Annotated in this window: 13 protein-coding genes; 2 read left to right on the forward strand and 11 right to left on the reverse strand. The window is 72.2% G+C overall.

Annotation, left to right across the window (positions count from 1 at the left end; translation table 11 throughout):
- The first annotated feature begins 64 nt into the window (after window positions 1-64).
- A complete protein-coding gene (locus tag ACFY1S_RS16935; protein WP_387119312.1) occupies window positions 65-2,005 on the forward strand; it encodes an ABC transporter ATP-binding protein in 1,941 nt (646 codons plus the stop codon).
- Window positions 2,006-2,033: 28 nt separating this feature from the next.
- On the opposite strand, the gene ACFY1S_RS16940 is transcribed toward ACFY1S_RS16935, so the two are convergent.
- The 6 genes from ACFY1S_RS16940 to ACFY1S_RS16965 are packed head-to-tail and all read right to left on the reverse strand — an operon-like array spanning window position 2,034 to window position 7,173.
- A complete protein-coding gene (locus ACFY1S_RS16940) occupies window positions 2,034-2,540 on the reverse strand; it encodes an NUDIX domain-containing protein (protein WP_387118470.1) in 507 nt (168 codons plus the stop codon).
- A 33-nt stretch (window positions 2,541-2,573) separates the two neighbouring features.
- Window positions 2,574-3,215: an SRPBCC family protein gene (locus ACFY1S_RS16945; protein WP_387118473.1), complete on the reverse strand. Its 642-nt coding sequence runs from the start codon at window positions 3,213-3,215 to the stop codon at window positions 2,574-2,576.
- Window positions 3,215-3,580, reverse strand: a complete 366-nt coding sequence (locus tag ACFY1S_RS16950) for an ArsR/SmtB family transcription factor (RefSeq protein ID WP_387118476.1) — start codon at window positions 3,578-3,580, stop codon at window positions 3,215-3,217. The genes ACFY1S_RS16945 and ACFY1S_RS16950 overlap by 1 nt, the downstream gene beginning before the upstream one ends.
- Window positions 3,581-3,608: 28 nt before the next feature.
- Complete coding sequence (locus ACFY1S_RS16955) at window positions 3,609-5,699, reverse strand: xanthine dehydrogenase family protein molybdopterin-binding subunit (RefSeq protein WP_387118479.1); 2,091 nt, start codon at window positions 5,697-5,699, stop codon at window positions 3,609-3,611.
- Complete coding sequence (locus tag ACFY1S_RS16960; protein ID WP_387118482.1) at window positions 5,696-6,679, reverse strand: FAD binding domain-containing protein; 984 nt, start codon at window positions 6,677-6,679, stop codon at window positions 5,696-5,698. The genes ACFY1S_RS16955 and ACFY1S_RS16960 overlap by 4 nt, the downstream gene beginning before the upstream one ends.
- A complete protein-coding gene (locus ACFY1S_RS16965) occupies window positions 6,676-7,173 on the reverse strand; it encodes a 2Fe-2S iron-sulfur cluster-binding protein (protein ID WP_387119315.1) in 498 nt (165 codons plus the stop codon). Before ACFY1S_RS16965 ends, ACFY1S_RS16960 begins: the two co-directional genes overlap by 4 nt.
- A 117-nt stretch (window positions 7,174-7,290) precedes the next feature.
- Between ACFY1S_RS16965 and ACFY1S_RS16970 the strand changes: the two genes are divergently transcribed.
- Window positions 7,291-7,881, forward strand: a complete 591-nt coding sequence (locus ACFY1S_RS16970) for an NTP transferase domain-containing protein (protein ID WP_387118484.1) — start codon at window positions 7,291-7,293, stop codon at window positions 7,879-7,881.
- Here ACFY1S_RS16970 and ACFY1S_RS16975 read toward each other — a convergent pair.
- The 5 genes from ACFY1S_RS16975 to ACFY1S_RS16995 form a co-directional block, all read right to left on the reverse strand.
- On the reverse strand, window positions 7,868-8,536 hold the full coding sequence (locus ACFY1S_RS16975; protein ID WP_387118487.1) for a TMEM175 family protein: 669 nt from the start codon (window positions 8,534-8,536) through the stop codon (window positions 7,868-7,870). The two genes, ACFY1S_RS16970 and ACFY1S_RS16975, sit on opposite strands and share 14 nt — an antisense overlap.
- A gap of 105 nt (window positions 8,537-8,641) precedes the next feature.
- Complete coding sequence (locus ACFY1S_RS16980; RefSeq protein ID WP_387118490.1) at window positions 8,642-10,018, reverse strand: GH1 family beta-glucosidase; 1,377 nt, start codon at window positions 10,016-10,018, stop codon at window positions 8,642-8,644.
- A gap of 29 nt (window positions 10,019-10,047) precedes the next feature.
- Window positions 10,048-10,887 (reverse strand): carbohydrate ABC transporter permease, encoded by an 840-nt coding sequence (locus tag ACFY1S_RS16985; protein WP_387118493.1) that lies wholly within the window; start codon window positions 10,885-10,887, stop codon window positions 10,048-10,050.
- Window positions 10,880-11,872: a carbohydrate ABC transporter permease gene (locus ACFY1S_RS16990; RefSeq protein ID WP_387118496.1), complete on the reverse strand. Its 993-nt coding sequence runs from the start codon at window positions 11,870-11,872 to the stop codon at window positions 10,880-10,882. The genes ACFY1S_RS16985 and ACFY1S_RS16990 overlap by 8 nt, the downstream gene beginning before the upstream one ends.
- 70 nt (window positions 11,873-11,942) lie before the next feature.
- Window positions 11,943-13,241, reverse strand: a complete 1,299-nt coding sequence (locus tag ACFY1S_RS16995; protein ID WP_387118499.1) for an extracellular solute-binding protein — start codon at window positions 13,239-13,241, stop codon at window positions 11,943-11,945.
- Window positions 13,242-13,294: the final 53 nt, after the last annotated feature.

A 13,294-nucleotide genomic window follows, 5' to 3' on the forward strand; every position in this document is an offset into this window, starting at 1 on the left:
TGGTTGCTGGCAGTAGTCTCGGCGCGATCGTGATGCCCGCCCCCGAGGAGGGTCCGTGGAGTCGATGGCCCGCCAGCGCACCCCCGTCGAGGACGACGCCAACCCGGACGATCCACCGGACACGATGCTCCCGGAGCTGGAGGATCGCGAGTGGCTGCACCACGCCCAGGAGTTCGCGCACACCAGCTTCTGGGCGGTGGCCCGCCGGCTGCCCCGGCTGGTCCGCGAGGCGGTGGGGCTGGCCTGGTCCACCAACCGCCGCGACACGGTGGCCTCGATCGGCCTGAACATCGCGGCCGGGGTGATGACCACGTTCGGCCTGCTCGCCACGACGAGCGTGCTGCGGGAGCTGTTCGCCGCCGGTCCCACCCCGGACCGCGTCCGATCGGCCCTGCCGGCGCTGATCGTGGCCGCGTCGGCGGTGTCGGCGCGGGGCGGCCTCACCATCGCGGCGGGCTGGGCGCAGGCACGGCTGACCCCGCAGATCAACTACCAGGTGGAGCTGCGGCTGTTCGAGGCCACCACGGCGGTGGACCTCGCCGCGTTCGACGACGCCGGTTTCGCCGAGGAGATGGACCGCGCCCGTGACCGGGGGATGGCCGAGGCCGCGTGGATCGTCGACCACACGGTCAACCTGGTCACCGGCGTGGTCGGGATGCTCGCCACCGCCGTCGCGGTGACAGTCATCCAGCCGCTGCTGCTGCCGTGCCTGCTGCTCGCGGCGGTGCCCCAGGCGGCCACCGCGGTACGGATGGCCCGCCGGGAGTACCTGGCGATGCTGGCCCGGATCACCAGGCGCCGCCGGATGTGGATGCTGGCCCACCTGATGGCGAACAGGCGTACCGCGGCCGAGGTGCGCGCGTACCAGATGCGTGACTTCCTGCTCGCGGAGTACCGCGGGGTGATGGCCGTCGAGACCCGGGCCGAACTGCGGCTGGTCCGTTCGCAGACCGGCACCCGGGTCGTCGGCGCGACGATGGCGGGGCTCGCCACCTTCGGGGTGTACGCAGTCCTCGGCGGGCTGCTGCTGGCCGGGATGGTCGCCCTGGCCGCCGCCGCGACCGCCCTGCTCGCCCTGCAGTCCGCGCGCACCAGCATGGGCGTCGCGGTGGTCGCCACCAACTCGCTGTACGAGGACGCCCTCTACTACCAGGACTACCGGGACTTCCTGGCTCGTGCCCACGCCCGGGTGCCGGTCGGCGGCGACCTGTCGACGGACGGTGTCGACGTGATCGAGTTGGACGAGGTGAGCCTGCGCTACCCGGACACCGACACCCCGGCGGTGGACCGGGTCAGCCTCACCATCCGGCGGGGCGAGGTGGTGGCGCTGGTCGGCGAGAACGGCTCGGGCAAGACCACCCTGGCCAAACTGATCGCGGGGTTGTACCAGCCGACCGGCGGGGTGATCCGGTGGGACGGCGTGGACGCCGTAGAACTGGACCCGCGTGCCCTCGGCGCCCAGGTGGCCGTGATGACCCAGGAGTGGTGGAAGTTCCCGTTCACCGCCGGGCAGAACATCCGGGTCGGCCGGCACGACCGTCCGCCGGACCGACCCGGCCCGAGCGTGCAGGAGGCGGCCGGGGCGGCAGCCGCCCACGACATGATCGTCGGCCTGCCGCAGGGCTACGACACGCTGCTCGACCGGGAGTTCAAGGACGGCCACGAGCTGTCCGGTGGCCAGTGGCAACGGTTGGTCGCCGCGCGCGGCCTCTACCGCGACGCGGCCCTGCTGATCTGCGACGAGCCGTCGGCCGCCCTGGACGCCCGCGCGGAGCACGCCCTGTTCCAGCACCTGCGCCGCCACCCCGACCGGGCGGTCGTGCTGATCACCCACCGGCTGGCGAACGTGCGGCACGCCGACCGGATCTTCGTGCTCGACCAGGGACGCCTCATCCAGCAGGGCAGCCACGACGAGCTGATGGCCGCCGGCGGCCTCTACCGCGAGCTGTTCGAGCTACAGGCCGCCGGCTACCGGGCCGGGACCGACGAGGCAGTGCCCCGCTGACGGTGGCCGTGGCCGGTGCGGGGCGGTGTCAGGCGGGGCGAAGGAAGTCGGCCAGGACCCTGGTGTGGGTGGAGAACGCCAGTTCGACAGGGTCGGTGAGCACCAACCACTCGGTCGCCTCGTCGGTGGGCGCCGAGGGCGGCAGGTCCTCCGCCACCTGCTCGGGCAGCACCCCGAAGACCATCATGGTGCCGCCCGCCGGTGCGCCGTGCACCGCGAACAGGCGCGCGTCTCCGGCGGCGGCCACCAGCCCGGTCTCCTCGCGCAGCTCCCGCACGAGCGCGTCGGACCACTCCTCGCCGTACTCGATGAAGCCGCCGGGCAGCGCGAGCTGCCCACGGGCGGGTTCGATGTCCCGTCGGACCACCACCACGCCCAGGCCGGTGGCGGTGCGGACCGGCAGCACCGCCACCGCGACGGGTAGGGGGTTGCGCCAGACGGTCTCGCCGCAGACCGCGCAGACCCGCGGCCACCCGGCTGCCGCCGGGTAGGCCGCGCCGCAGTAGGAGCAGTGCGAGTACGGCGTACCGGTCATGCCCCAGCACGTTACCCGGCCGGCGGCGGCGCCTCAGGCGGCCGGTGCGCCGGTGTAGAACGCGGTCGTACGCTCGGCGGCGGCGCGCGCCTCGTCGGGGTCGGTGCCGGCGGCGATGCTGGCCTCGTCCCACAGTCGGCTGCTCAGCTCCATGGCCCGCCGGCCCTCGTCGGAGGCGACCCATTCGGCGCTGTCCTCCGGCCGGACGCCGCTGCCGTCGCCGGACAGGTGGGTGGCCAGGCCGAGCAGCCCCAGGTCCCAGCCGACGCCGACGGCGCCGGGCCCGAACTGGGCCCACCGGTCCTGGTCGACGTGGGCGATGTGGTCCAGCTCGAAGCGGGTCCGCTCCTCGTCGACCGGGGTGAGTCGCACCTCGATCCAGCTCACCTCGCCGCCGAACTCCCAGGTCGCGGTGAAGCCGTGCGGGGGGTCGCAGCTCTGCACGGTGCCCCCGGCGTTGCCCTCCAGCTGGTACGTGCCGTGCAGTCGCAGGTCGCCGCTGATCGGCAGGAACCAGCGCGGGATGCGCTCGGCGTTGGTGCAGGCGTCCCACAGGTCGTCGAGCGTCGCCTGGTAGGTCTGGCTGACCGTGGCCACCCGGGCCTCGCCGGCCTCCAGGGTGCGGTTGCCGACCTGCCGCTGGACGGCGTTGATCTGCTCGGTGGCGTCGAACATCAGGTGTTCCTCTCGTCGGATGGGTCGGAGGGCCCGCGCAGCCGACGCTCGCGTCGGCCCCGGGCCAGCTCGGTGGCGAGTGCCGCCAGGGGTGGGGTCCAGAACCGGCGGAAGTGCTCCAGCCAGCCGTCGACCTCGCGCAGCGGGCGCGGGTCGACCGCGTACAGCCGCCGGGTGCCCTCCGGTCGTACGGTGGCGAACCCGTTGTCCCGTAACACCTTCAGGTGCTGGGACACGGCGGGCTGGGAGATGCCGAACTCGTCGCGGATGACACCGCTCACCGCGCCGGCGGTCTGCTCGCCGTCGGCGAGCAGTTCCAGGATGCGGCGCCGGACGGGATCGCCCAGCACGTCGAAGGCGTGCACGACGACAGTTGTATCACCGCTGGCTTATTTAAGCCAAGCCTGACACTCCGACGAGCTTGTCCAGTCGGATCGGCAGGTCCCGGATCCGGACGCCGGTGGCGTGGAACACCGCGTTGGCGACCGCCGCGGCGGCGCCCACGATGCCGATCTCGCCGATGCCCTTCACCCCGGCCGGGTTCAGCTCGCCGTCGTGCTCGTCCAGCCAGTACGCCTCGATGGACTCCACGTCCGCGCAGCCGGTGATGTGGTACGTGGCCAGGTCGTGGTTGACCCAGTCGCCGTAGCGTTCGTCGAGCAGACCCTCCTCGTGCAACGCCATCGACAGCCCCATCGTCATGCCCCCGATGAGTTGGCTGCGGGCCGTCGCCGGATTGACCACCCGGCCGGCGGCGAACACCCCGAGCATCCGGTTGAGCCGTACCTCGCCTGTGGTCGCGTCCACCCGGACCTCGGCGAACTGCGCCCCGTACGCGTACCGCGGCAGACCGGGCTGTCCGCCGACCTCCTCGGAGGTGTCCGCCTCGGCGCTCACCTCGGCACCGGTCGGCACGCCGTCGCGCAGCTTCCCGCGCAGCGCCTGGCACGCGCGGATCACCGCCCAGCTCCAACTCGCGGTGCCCATCGAGCCGCCGGCCACCGGTGCGGTGGGCAGCTCGCTGTCGCCGATGTGGATCTCGACCCGCTCGGGCGGTACGCCAAGCGCGTCGGCGGCCACCTGCCACAAGGCCGTGCGGGCGCCGGTGCCGATGTCGGTGGCGTTGATCCGGACGACGAACCCGCTGTCGGGTTTCGCGGTGGCCGTCGCCGAGGACGGCCTGGCGCGGGCCGGGTAGCTCGACCCGGCCACGCCGGACCCGATGAGCCAGCGCCCGTCGCGCCGCGCCCGGGGCGCGGGATCCCGGTCGGCCCACCCGAACCGCTGGGCCCCCTCGCGCAGGCAGGCCGCCAGGTGGCGGCTGGTGAACGGGCGCCCCTGATCGGGGTCGACAGCCGTGTCGTTGCGGATGCGCAGCTCCACCGGGTCGATACCGACGGCGACGGCCAGTTCGTCCATCGCCGACTCCAAGGCGTACGCACCGGGACACTCGCCGGGCGCCCGCATCCAGAACGGTGTCGGCACGTCGAGACGGACCAGCCGGTGGGTGGTGCGGCGGTGCGGTGCGGCGTACATGCTGCGGGTGTAGACGGCGGTCTGCTCGGCGAACTCCAGGATGGTCGAGGACTGGCTCATCGCGTCGTGGCAGATCGCGGTGAGCCGCCCGTCGGCGTCGGCCGCGAGGCGGACACGCTGGATGGTGGGGGTGCGGTAGCCGACCGGCCCGAACAGCTGCTGGCGGGTCAACGCCAGTTTGACCGGACGGTCCACGTGCCGGGCGGCGAGGGCGGCCAGCACCACCGAGGCCTTCGCGTACCCCTTGCTGCCGAAGCCACCGCCGACGTGCTCGGTGACCACCCGCACCGACTCCCGGGGCAGCTCGAACAACTCGGCAAGCGCCGCCCGCACCGAGGACGCGCCCTGGTTGGAGTCGTGCACCAGCAGCCGCCCGTCCTGCCACCGCGCCGTGGTGGCGTGCGGCTCCATCGGGTTGTTGTGGTACGCAGGCGTTCGGTAGGTGGCGTCCACCCGCACCGGGGCGGCCGCGTACCCGGCGTCGAAGTCGCCCTCCTCGGTGTCGGTCGGATAGCTGGGGTTGACGTGGTCCGGCTTGTAGAGGCCCGGGTGGTCCTCGGTGAGCACCGTGCTGTGCGGTCCGGCGTCGTAGTCGATCCGCACCAGCCGGGCGCCCTCCCGGGCCGCCTCCAGACTGGTGGCCACCACGACGGCGATCAGCTCCCCCCGGTAGTGCACAGTCGGTTCCTGGAGCAGCCACAGGTCCGCCTCCAGGCCGGGCGCGAGCCGGGGCGCGTTGCCGGGGTGCACCACGGCCAGCACGCCTGGCGACGCCAGCGCCTCCGCCGTGTCGACCCGCGTGATCCGCCCCCGCACCACGGCCGAGGGCACCGCCCAGCCGTAGGTGACACCGTCGACGGGGTACTCCACCGCGTACCGGGCCGTCCCCGTGACCTTCTCCCGTCCCTCCAGGCGGGGGTACGCCCGGCCGACCGCGTCGGTGCTCATGACGACGCCAGTTCGGTGAGCACCCGTACGGTGATGGAACGGGTCAGCGGCAGCTTGAAGCCGTTGTGCCGCAGGGGACGCGCCTCGGTCAGCTCGGCGTCGGCGGCCGCCGCGGCCAGCTCCGCGCTGAACTGTCGACCGCGCAGCTCCTCCTCGGCCCGGTACGCCCGCCAGGGCCGGTGGGCCACCGCCCCGTACGCCAGCCGCACGTCGCGGACCACCCCGCCGTCCAGGTCCAGCACGGCGGCCACCGAGCCGGCGGCGAAGGCGAACGACGCCCGGTCGCGCACCTTGAGGTACGCCGAACGGCGCGCGGCCGGCAGCGCCGGCAACCGCACGGCAGTGATGAGCGCGCCGCGGGCGAGGGTGGTCTCCTGCTCCGGATGGGTGCCGGGTGAGCGGTGCAGGGCGGCGAGCGGGACGTCCCGTGGGCCGTCGGTGTCGTGCACCTCCACCACCGCGTCCAGCGCGGCGAGGGCCACCGCGAGGTCCGACGGGTGGGTGGCGACGCACTGCTCGGACCAGTCCAGCACCGCCAGGTCGCGGTTCTGGCCGTGCAGGGCCGCGCATCCGCTGCCCGGGTCGCGTTTGTTGCACGCCTTGCCGGTGTCCTGGAAGTACACGCAGCGGGTGCGCTGCAACAGGTTGCCGCCGGTGGTGGCCAGGTTGCGCAGCTGCCCGGAGGCGGCGGCGAGCAGGGCGCGGGCCAGCACCGGGTAGTCGCGGCGGACCGTCCGGTGGGCGGCGAGGTCGCTGTTGCGCACCGTCGCGCCGATCCGCAGTCCGCCGTCGGGCAGCTCCTCGACGGTGTCCAGTGGCAGCCGGGTCACGTCCACCAGCACGTCGGGGCGCTGCACCCCGAGCTTCATCAGGTCGACGAGGTTCGTCCCGCCGGCCAGGTACGCCGCCTGCGGCTCGGTGGCGAGCACGGCGACCGCCTCCTCCACGTCGGCGGGCCGGTGGTAGCGAAACGGCCTCACCGCGCGGCCGCCGTCGCCCGGACGGCCGCGACGATGTGCGGGTACGCGGCGCAGCGGCACAGGTTGCCGGCCATCCGTTCACGGATCTCCGCGTCGGTCAGCTCCGGCGGCGCGGCCAGGTCCTCGGTGACGGCGCTGGGCCAGCCCCGCTCGACCTCGTCGAGCATTCCCCGGGCGGAGCAGAGCTGCCCGGGGGTGCAGTAGCCGCACTGGAACGCGTCCTGCGCGATGAACGCGGCCTGCAACGGTGACAGCGCGTCCGACCCGGCCAGCCCTTCCACGGTGACCACCGACCGGCCGTCCAGGGTGACGGCGAAGATCAGGCAACTCTTCACCCGGCGCCCGTCGAGCAGGACGGTGCAGGAGCCGCACTGGCCGTGGTCGCAGCCCTTCTTCGCCCCGGTCAGGTCGAGGTGCTCGCGCAGCGCGTCGAGCAGCGTGGTGCGGTTGTCGAGCGTCACCTCGCGGAGGACGCCGTTGACGTCGAACGCCACCCGGGACGAGTGCCGCTCGTCGGTGGTCCTCGCGTTCTCCGGTCCGGCCTGCACCGGCCCAGACTAGCTTTGTCGGTATATCGCGGGGCGAATAACGCAAAGCACTCCGTACGGGAGGTGAGGCGGTTGACCGCCGGGCTCTTGCTGGCCGCCGGCGCCGGACGGCGGTACGGCCGCCCGAAGGCCCTCGTGGAGTTCGACGGCGAGCCCCTGCTGCGGCGGGCCGTCCGGCTGTTGGGCGACGGCGGGTGCGCACCGGTGCACGTGGTGCTCGGCGCGGGCGCCGACGAGGCGCCCGACGTGCCCGGCGCGGTGCCGGTACGCCACGACGGCTGGGCAGAGGGGCTCGGCTCGTCGCTGCGCCGGGGCCTGGCCTCGCTGGGCGCGGACGTGCCGGCCGCGGTGGTGGCCCTGGTGGACCAGCCGCTGCTCAGTCCGGCCGCGGTGCGCCGGGTGCGCACGGCCCACGCCGGCGGGGCGGTCGTCGCGGTCGCCACCTACGCCGGCCGGCCGGGGCACCCGGTCCTGCTCGGTCGGCAGGCCTGGCCGCTGCTGGACCGGTACGCCGTCGGCGACCGGGGCGCCCGCGACCTGCTGCGCCACCATCCGGACCTGGTGGTCGAGGTGCCCTGCGACGACGTCGGCTCCCCGGTCGACGTGGACACACCGGCCGACCTGCTGCGGCTACGGGCCTTCAGTGACGGGTGAGCCAGCGGGGCAGCCCCTCGCTGGTCACGGCGTGATAAGTGATCATCACGATGACGGCGATCAGACCGAGCAGCGGGTTGACGAACCAGCCGAGCAGGCCGCCCAGCCCGTACAGCACGAGCCCGGTGATCGGTCGCAGGCGCTGCCGGCGCGCGTAGTCGGGGGTGATCCGGCGGTGCAGCAGCGCCGGGTGACGGTGCAGGTAGCTGAAGAACACCAGCCAGGGGGCCGACATCAGCGCGGCGCTCAGCGCGTACAGGGCCACGGCCGCGCGCTGGTCGTTGGTGTCGCCGTGGGTGAACGCCGACGCCAGCACCGCTGTGGGAAACGGAATGATCACCGCGCCGAAGAGGACGCCGAGGTTGATCCAGCTCAGCGTGAGGGTGGTGCCGCGGATCAGCCGCAGCAGGGCGTGGTGGTTGAGCCAGAGCACGCCGACGTAGACGAAGGACACCACGAAGGCCAGGTACGAGGCGCCCTCGCCGAGCAGGCCGTCCAGCAGTTCGCCCTCGTGGTGCTCCGGCACACGCAGCTCGATGACCAGCAACGTGATGACGATGGCGAAGACGCCGTCGCTGAAGGCCGTCATCCGGTCGGTGCCGGACACCCGTGCTTCGGCGTCGGGCTGCTCGACCTCGTCGGGTGCTGCGGACATTGCCGCAGGCTAGCCACTGCGGTCGACGGTCGGCGGCGTTTTATCCGATCCGGACGGGAGCGGCCGCCCGGGTCACCCCGGGCGGCCGGCCGGACGGCCCCCGTCTCACGCCACCGGCGCGGCCGTCCCGGTCGTCCCGGCGAGAGCCTGGTGGGCGCGGATCAGCTCGGCGTAGCGCAGACCGCTGGCCTTCACCGTCCGGCGCTGCGTGGCGTAGTCGACGTGCACGAGCCCGAAGCGCTTGTCGTAGCCGTACGCCCACTCGAAGTTGTCGAGCAGCGACCAGACGAAGTAGCCGTCCAGCGGCACGCCCTTCGCCACCGCCGCCGCGCAGGCCGCCAGGTGCTGCTCCAGGTGGTCGGTGCGCTCCTTGTCCTCCACGGCGCCCTCGGCGGTGACCTCGTCCGGCCACGCCGAACCGCTCTCGGTGACGATGATCCGGCCCGGCCGGTACTCCTCGTGCACGTCGACAAGCAGCCGCTCCAGGCCCGCCGGGTACACCTCCCAGCCCATCGCGGTCTCCACCGAGCCGGGCACCGGCACCTGCCTGGCGTACGGCGCCGCGCCGGTCGGGTCGTCGACGACGAGCTGACGGAAGTAGTAGTTCACGCCGAGGAAGTCGGTGGGCGTGGCGATTACCGCCAGGTCGTCGCCGCGTACCGGCGGTTCGACCCCGTACGTTGCCACCATGTCGGCGGGGTAGCCGCGCCCGTGGATCGGGTCCAGCCACCACCTGTTGACGTGCCCGTCGGCCCGCCGCGCCGCCGCGACGTCCTCGGGGCGGTCGGTGGCCGGCTCGATCGGGCTGAGGTTCAGCACCAGGCCCACCGAGGCCGGGCGGGCGGCGTTGGCACGGATCGCCTGGGTGGCCAGGCCGTGCCCGAGCAGCACGTGGTGCGAGGTGTGCACCGCGCGGGTCAGGTCCCGCTCGCCGGGGGCCATGTTGCCCTCCAGGTGCCCGATCCAGGACACGCAGAGCGGCTCGTTGACAGTGCACCAGTCGGCCACCCGGTCGCCGAGACGGTCGGCGACCACCGCCGCGTAGTCGGCGAACGCCTCGGCGGTTGCCCGCTCCGGCCAACCACCCCGATCCTGGAGGATCTGTGGCAGATCCCAGTGGTAGAGGGTGACGAACGGCCGGATCCCGTCGGTGAGCAGCGTGTCGACGAGCCGGTCGTAGAAGTCCAGCCCGGCGGCGTTGACCCGCCCGACGCCGTCGGGCATCACCCGGGGCCAGGCCACCGAGAACCGGTACGCGTGCACGCCGAGCCGGCGCAGCAGCGCCAGGTCCTCCGGCCACCTGTGGTAGTGGTCGCACGCCACGGCGCCGGTGTCGCCGTTGTCGACAGTGCCGGGGGTCGCCGAGAAGGTGTCCCAGATGGACGGCGACCGGCCGTCGACGTCGACGGCCCCCTCGATCTGGTACGCCGCGGTGGCCACCCCCCAGAGGAAGTCGGGTGGCAGGTTGGACAGGTCGGGCACGGGACGGCTCTCCTCTGGGGTTGGATGGCTCACTTGACCGCGCCGGCGGTGAGGCCGGCGACGAAGTACCGCTGAAGGGCCAGGAATCCGGCGACGACCGGGATGCTGACCACGAGCGAGGCGGCCATGATCTGGTTCCAGTAGACGTTGAACTGGGTGGAGTAGCCCTGCAGGCCGACGGCCAGGGTGCGGCTGCCCTCGTCGGTCATCACCGAGGCGAAGAGCACCTCACCCCAGGCGGTCATGAACGCGTACACGGTGACCGCGACGACGCCCGGCACGGCGGCCGGCAGGATGACCCGGAACAGGATGCGCAGCGGCCCGGCCCCGTCGACCTGCGCCGCCTCGTCCAGCCCCCGGGGGATCGAGTCGAAGTAGCCGACAAGCATCCAGATCGAGAACGGCAGCGAGAACGTCAGGTACGTGATGATCAGGCCGGTACGGCTGGCGTACAGCTCGATGCCTGTCGCGTTGCCCAGGTTGACGTAGATGAGGAACAGCGGCAGCAGGAACAGGATGCCGGGGAACATCTGGGTGGACAGCACCGTCACCGAGAAGACCCCCCGACCCCGGAACCGGTACCGGCTGACCGCGAACGCGGCGAAGATGGCAACCGCCACCGAGCAGACCGCCGCGATGCTCGACACCACGAGGCTGTTCACCAGGTACCGGGCCAGCGGCACTGTGCTCCACATGTCGACGAACGGTTGCAGGGTGGGTCGACTGGGCCACCAGGTGAAGCCGTTCTGCACGTCCTGCAACGGCTTCGCCGCCGAGGTGACCATCACGTACAGCGGGATGACGACGAAGAGCGTGAGCAGGGTCAGGACGATGCGCCGGCCCCAGCGCTCACCGGCGGTCTCACGCATGGTCGTCCCTCCGACGGTTGGTGATCAGCAGGTACGCGGCCGAGACGACGAGCAGGAACAGCAGCAGTGCCACCGACATCGCCGAGCCGGAGCCGAAGTCCCAGGTCTTGAAGGAGCTGCGGTAGATGTGGATGGAGATCAGGTCGGCCTGTTCGGGCGCGGAGCCGCCGAACAGCACGAACGGCGTGTTGAAGTCGTTGAACGTCCACAGGAACAGCACCAGCAGCAGCACCAGGTTCACCGGCCGCAGCATCGGCAGGGTGACCGAGCGCAGCCGGCGCCAGAACCCCGCGCCGTCGATGGCGGCGGCCTCGTACAGCTCGCCCGGCACGTTCTGCAGGCCGGCCATCAGGCACAGGAACGCGAACGGCCAGTTGCGCCACACCGACACCACGAGCAGCGACCAGAAACTGTTGTCGCCGATCAGCCAGAACGGCCGCTCGTTGAGCAGGCCGAGCTGGTCCACGAGGACGTGGTTGACCAGGCCGGTGTCGCGTTGCAGCAGGAAGCTCCAGGTGATCACCGCGGCGTAGACCGGCAGCGCGTACGGGGTGAGGAACAGCGCCCGCAGCAGGGCCCGTCCCCGGAACGGTCGTTGCAGCACCACCGCCGCCGAGATGCCGAGAAGCCAGGCGAACCCGACCGACAACAGGCTGTACGCCAGGGTGATCCAGAACGAGTGCAGCAGTTCCTTGCCGGCGGCGCTGTTGATGTCGAGCGTCGCCAGGTAGTTGTCCCACCCGACGAAGGGTGCGGTGGACCAGTCGCGGATGTGGAACTGGGTCAGCTCCAGCAGGCTCATCCAGACGCCGACCACCATCGGGATCACGTGGACGGCGAGTTCCAGCACGACGGCCGGTGCGAGCAGCAGGTACGGCAGGAGTGAGCGGCGCGGGCCGCGGGGCCGGCGGGCCGGCGCCCGGGCGGGTGTCCCGGCCCGGGGTTCGCGCCGGCCGGCGTCCGGCGCGGTGGTGCTGGTTGCCATCGGGGTCCTCTCGGAGGCGGTGGCCGTGGCCGGGCTCGACGCCCGACCACGGCCACCTGTGACGCCTGGGTCAGCGCATCTTCTGCTGCGCCTCGGTCAGCTTGGCCTTCACCGATGCCTCGGTGACCGGCTTGCCGCTGGCCGCGTCGGCGAACAGCTCCTTCATCGCGGTGCCGACCAGGGTCTCGAAGGTGCTCTCCTCGGGCACCTGCGGCAGCGGCGCCGCGGTGGTGACCAGGGTCTCCTGGATGGTCTTCTGCTCCGGGGCGGTGAACGCCGGGTCGGAGCCCGCGGTCTTGACCGCCGGCAGCGAGCCGTACGTCTTGTTGAGGATCGTCTGCTCCTCGTCGCTGGTCATGAACTTCACGAAGCTCAGCGCGCCGTCCTTGTTCTTGGTGTGCTTGAAGACCGCCATGTTGATCCCGGCGACCATGCTGTTGACCTTCTTGCCGCCGGCCGGCGGGCTGGCCAGGAACGGCACCGGGGCCACCCCGTACGCGTCGGCGGGCATGTTCTGCGTCTTGAGGTTCGAGCCGGCGGACTGCCAGAGCAGCATGGCGGCCTTGCCGTTGGCGAAGTCGGAGACCGACTGGTTCTGCGCGTACTCGGCGTTGCTCGGGTTGGTGATCTTGTCTGCGGCCATGAAGTCGATGTAGCGCTTGATGGCCGAGACGTTCTGCGGGGTGTCGAAGGTCGGCTTGCCGGCCGAGTCGAACCACTCGCCGCCGTACTGCTGGCTGAAGGTGAAGGCGTGGTGGGCGTTCTCCGACGGGTTGGCCCCCTCGATCGCGAGGCCCCACTTGCCGCCGGTGGAGAGCTTCTTGCCGTACTCGGCGACCTGCTCCCAGGTGGTCGGCGGCGCGGTGATGCCCGCGTCGGCGAACATCTTCTTGTTGTAGTACAGGCTGTACGCCATGCTGTAGAGCGGCACGGCGGCCGGCGGCTTGCCGGGGGCGCCGGCGGCGGCGAGCGCGGCGGGGACGATCCGGTCCTTGCCGCCCACGGCCTGCAGGGTGGCGTCGTCGAACTCGACGAGCGCGCCGGTGGCCTGCAACGACGCCGACCAGGTGTTGCCGATGTTGACCACGTCCGGGCCCTTGCCGGAGGTGGCGGCGGCCAGCAGGCGGTTGAGCAGGTCCGACCAGGGGACCACCTCGACGGTGACCTTGATCCCGGTCTGCTTCTCGAACTTGTCCAGCTCCGGCTGGAGGATGGTCTTGTCCGCCTCCAGGCTGGCGCCCTGGTTGCTGGCCCAGTAGGTGAGCGTCTTGGGCGATGCTGCGGAGTCGTCGCCGGAGCCGCCGCAGGCGGTGAGCGATGCCGCTGCCAGTACGGCGGCGGTGAATATCCCGAGGTGTCGTCTCGACACGGTCTGCCCTTCCGGTGCGTGGTGGGGGTCCGCCGGCCTTCGTCACCGATAGG

The sequence above is a fragment of the Micromonospora sp. NPDC000663 genome, from assembly GCF_042898105.1.
In the GTDB taxonomy this organism is placed as follows: domain Bacteria; phylum Actinomycetota; class Actinomycetes; order Mycobacteriales; family Micromonosporaceae; genus Micromonospora.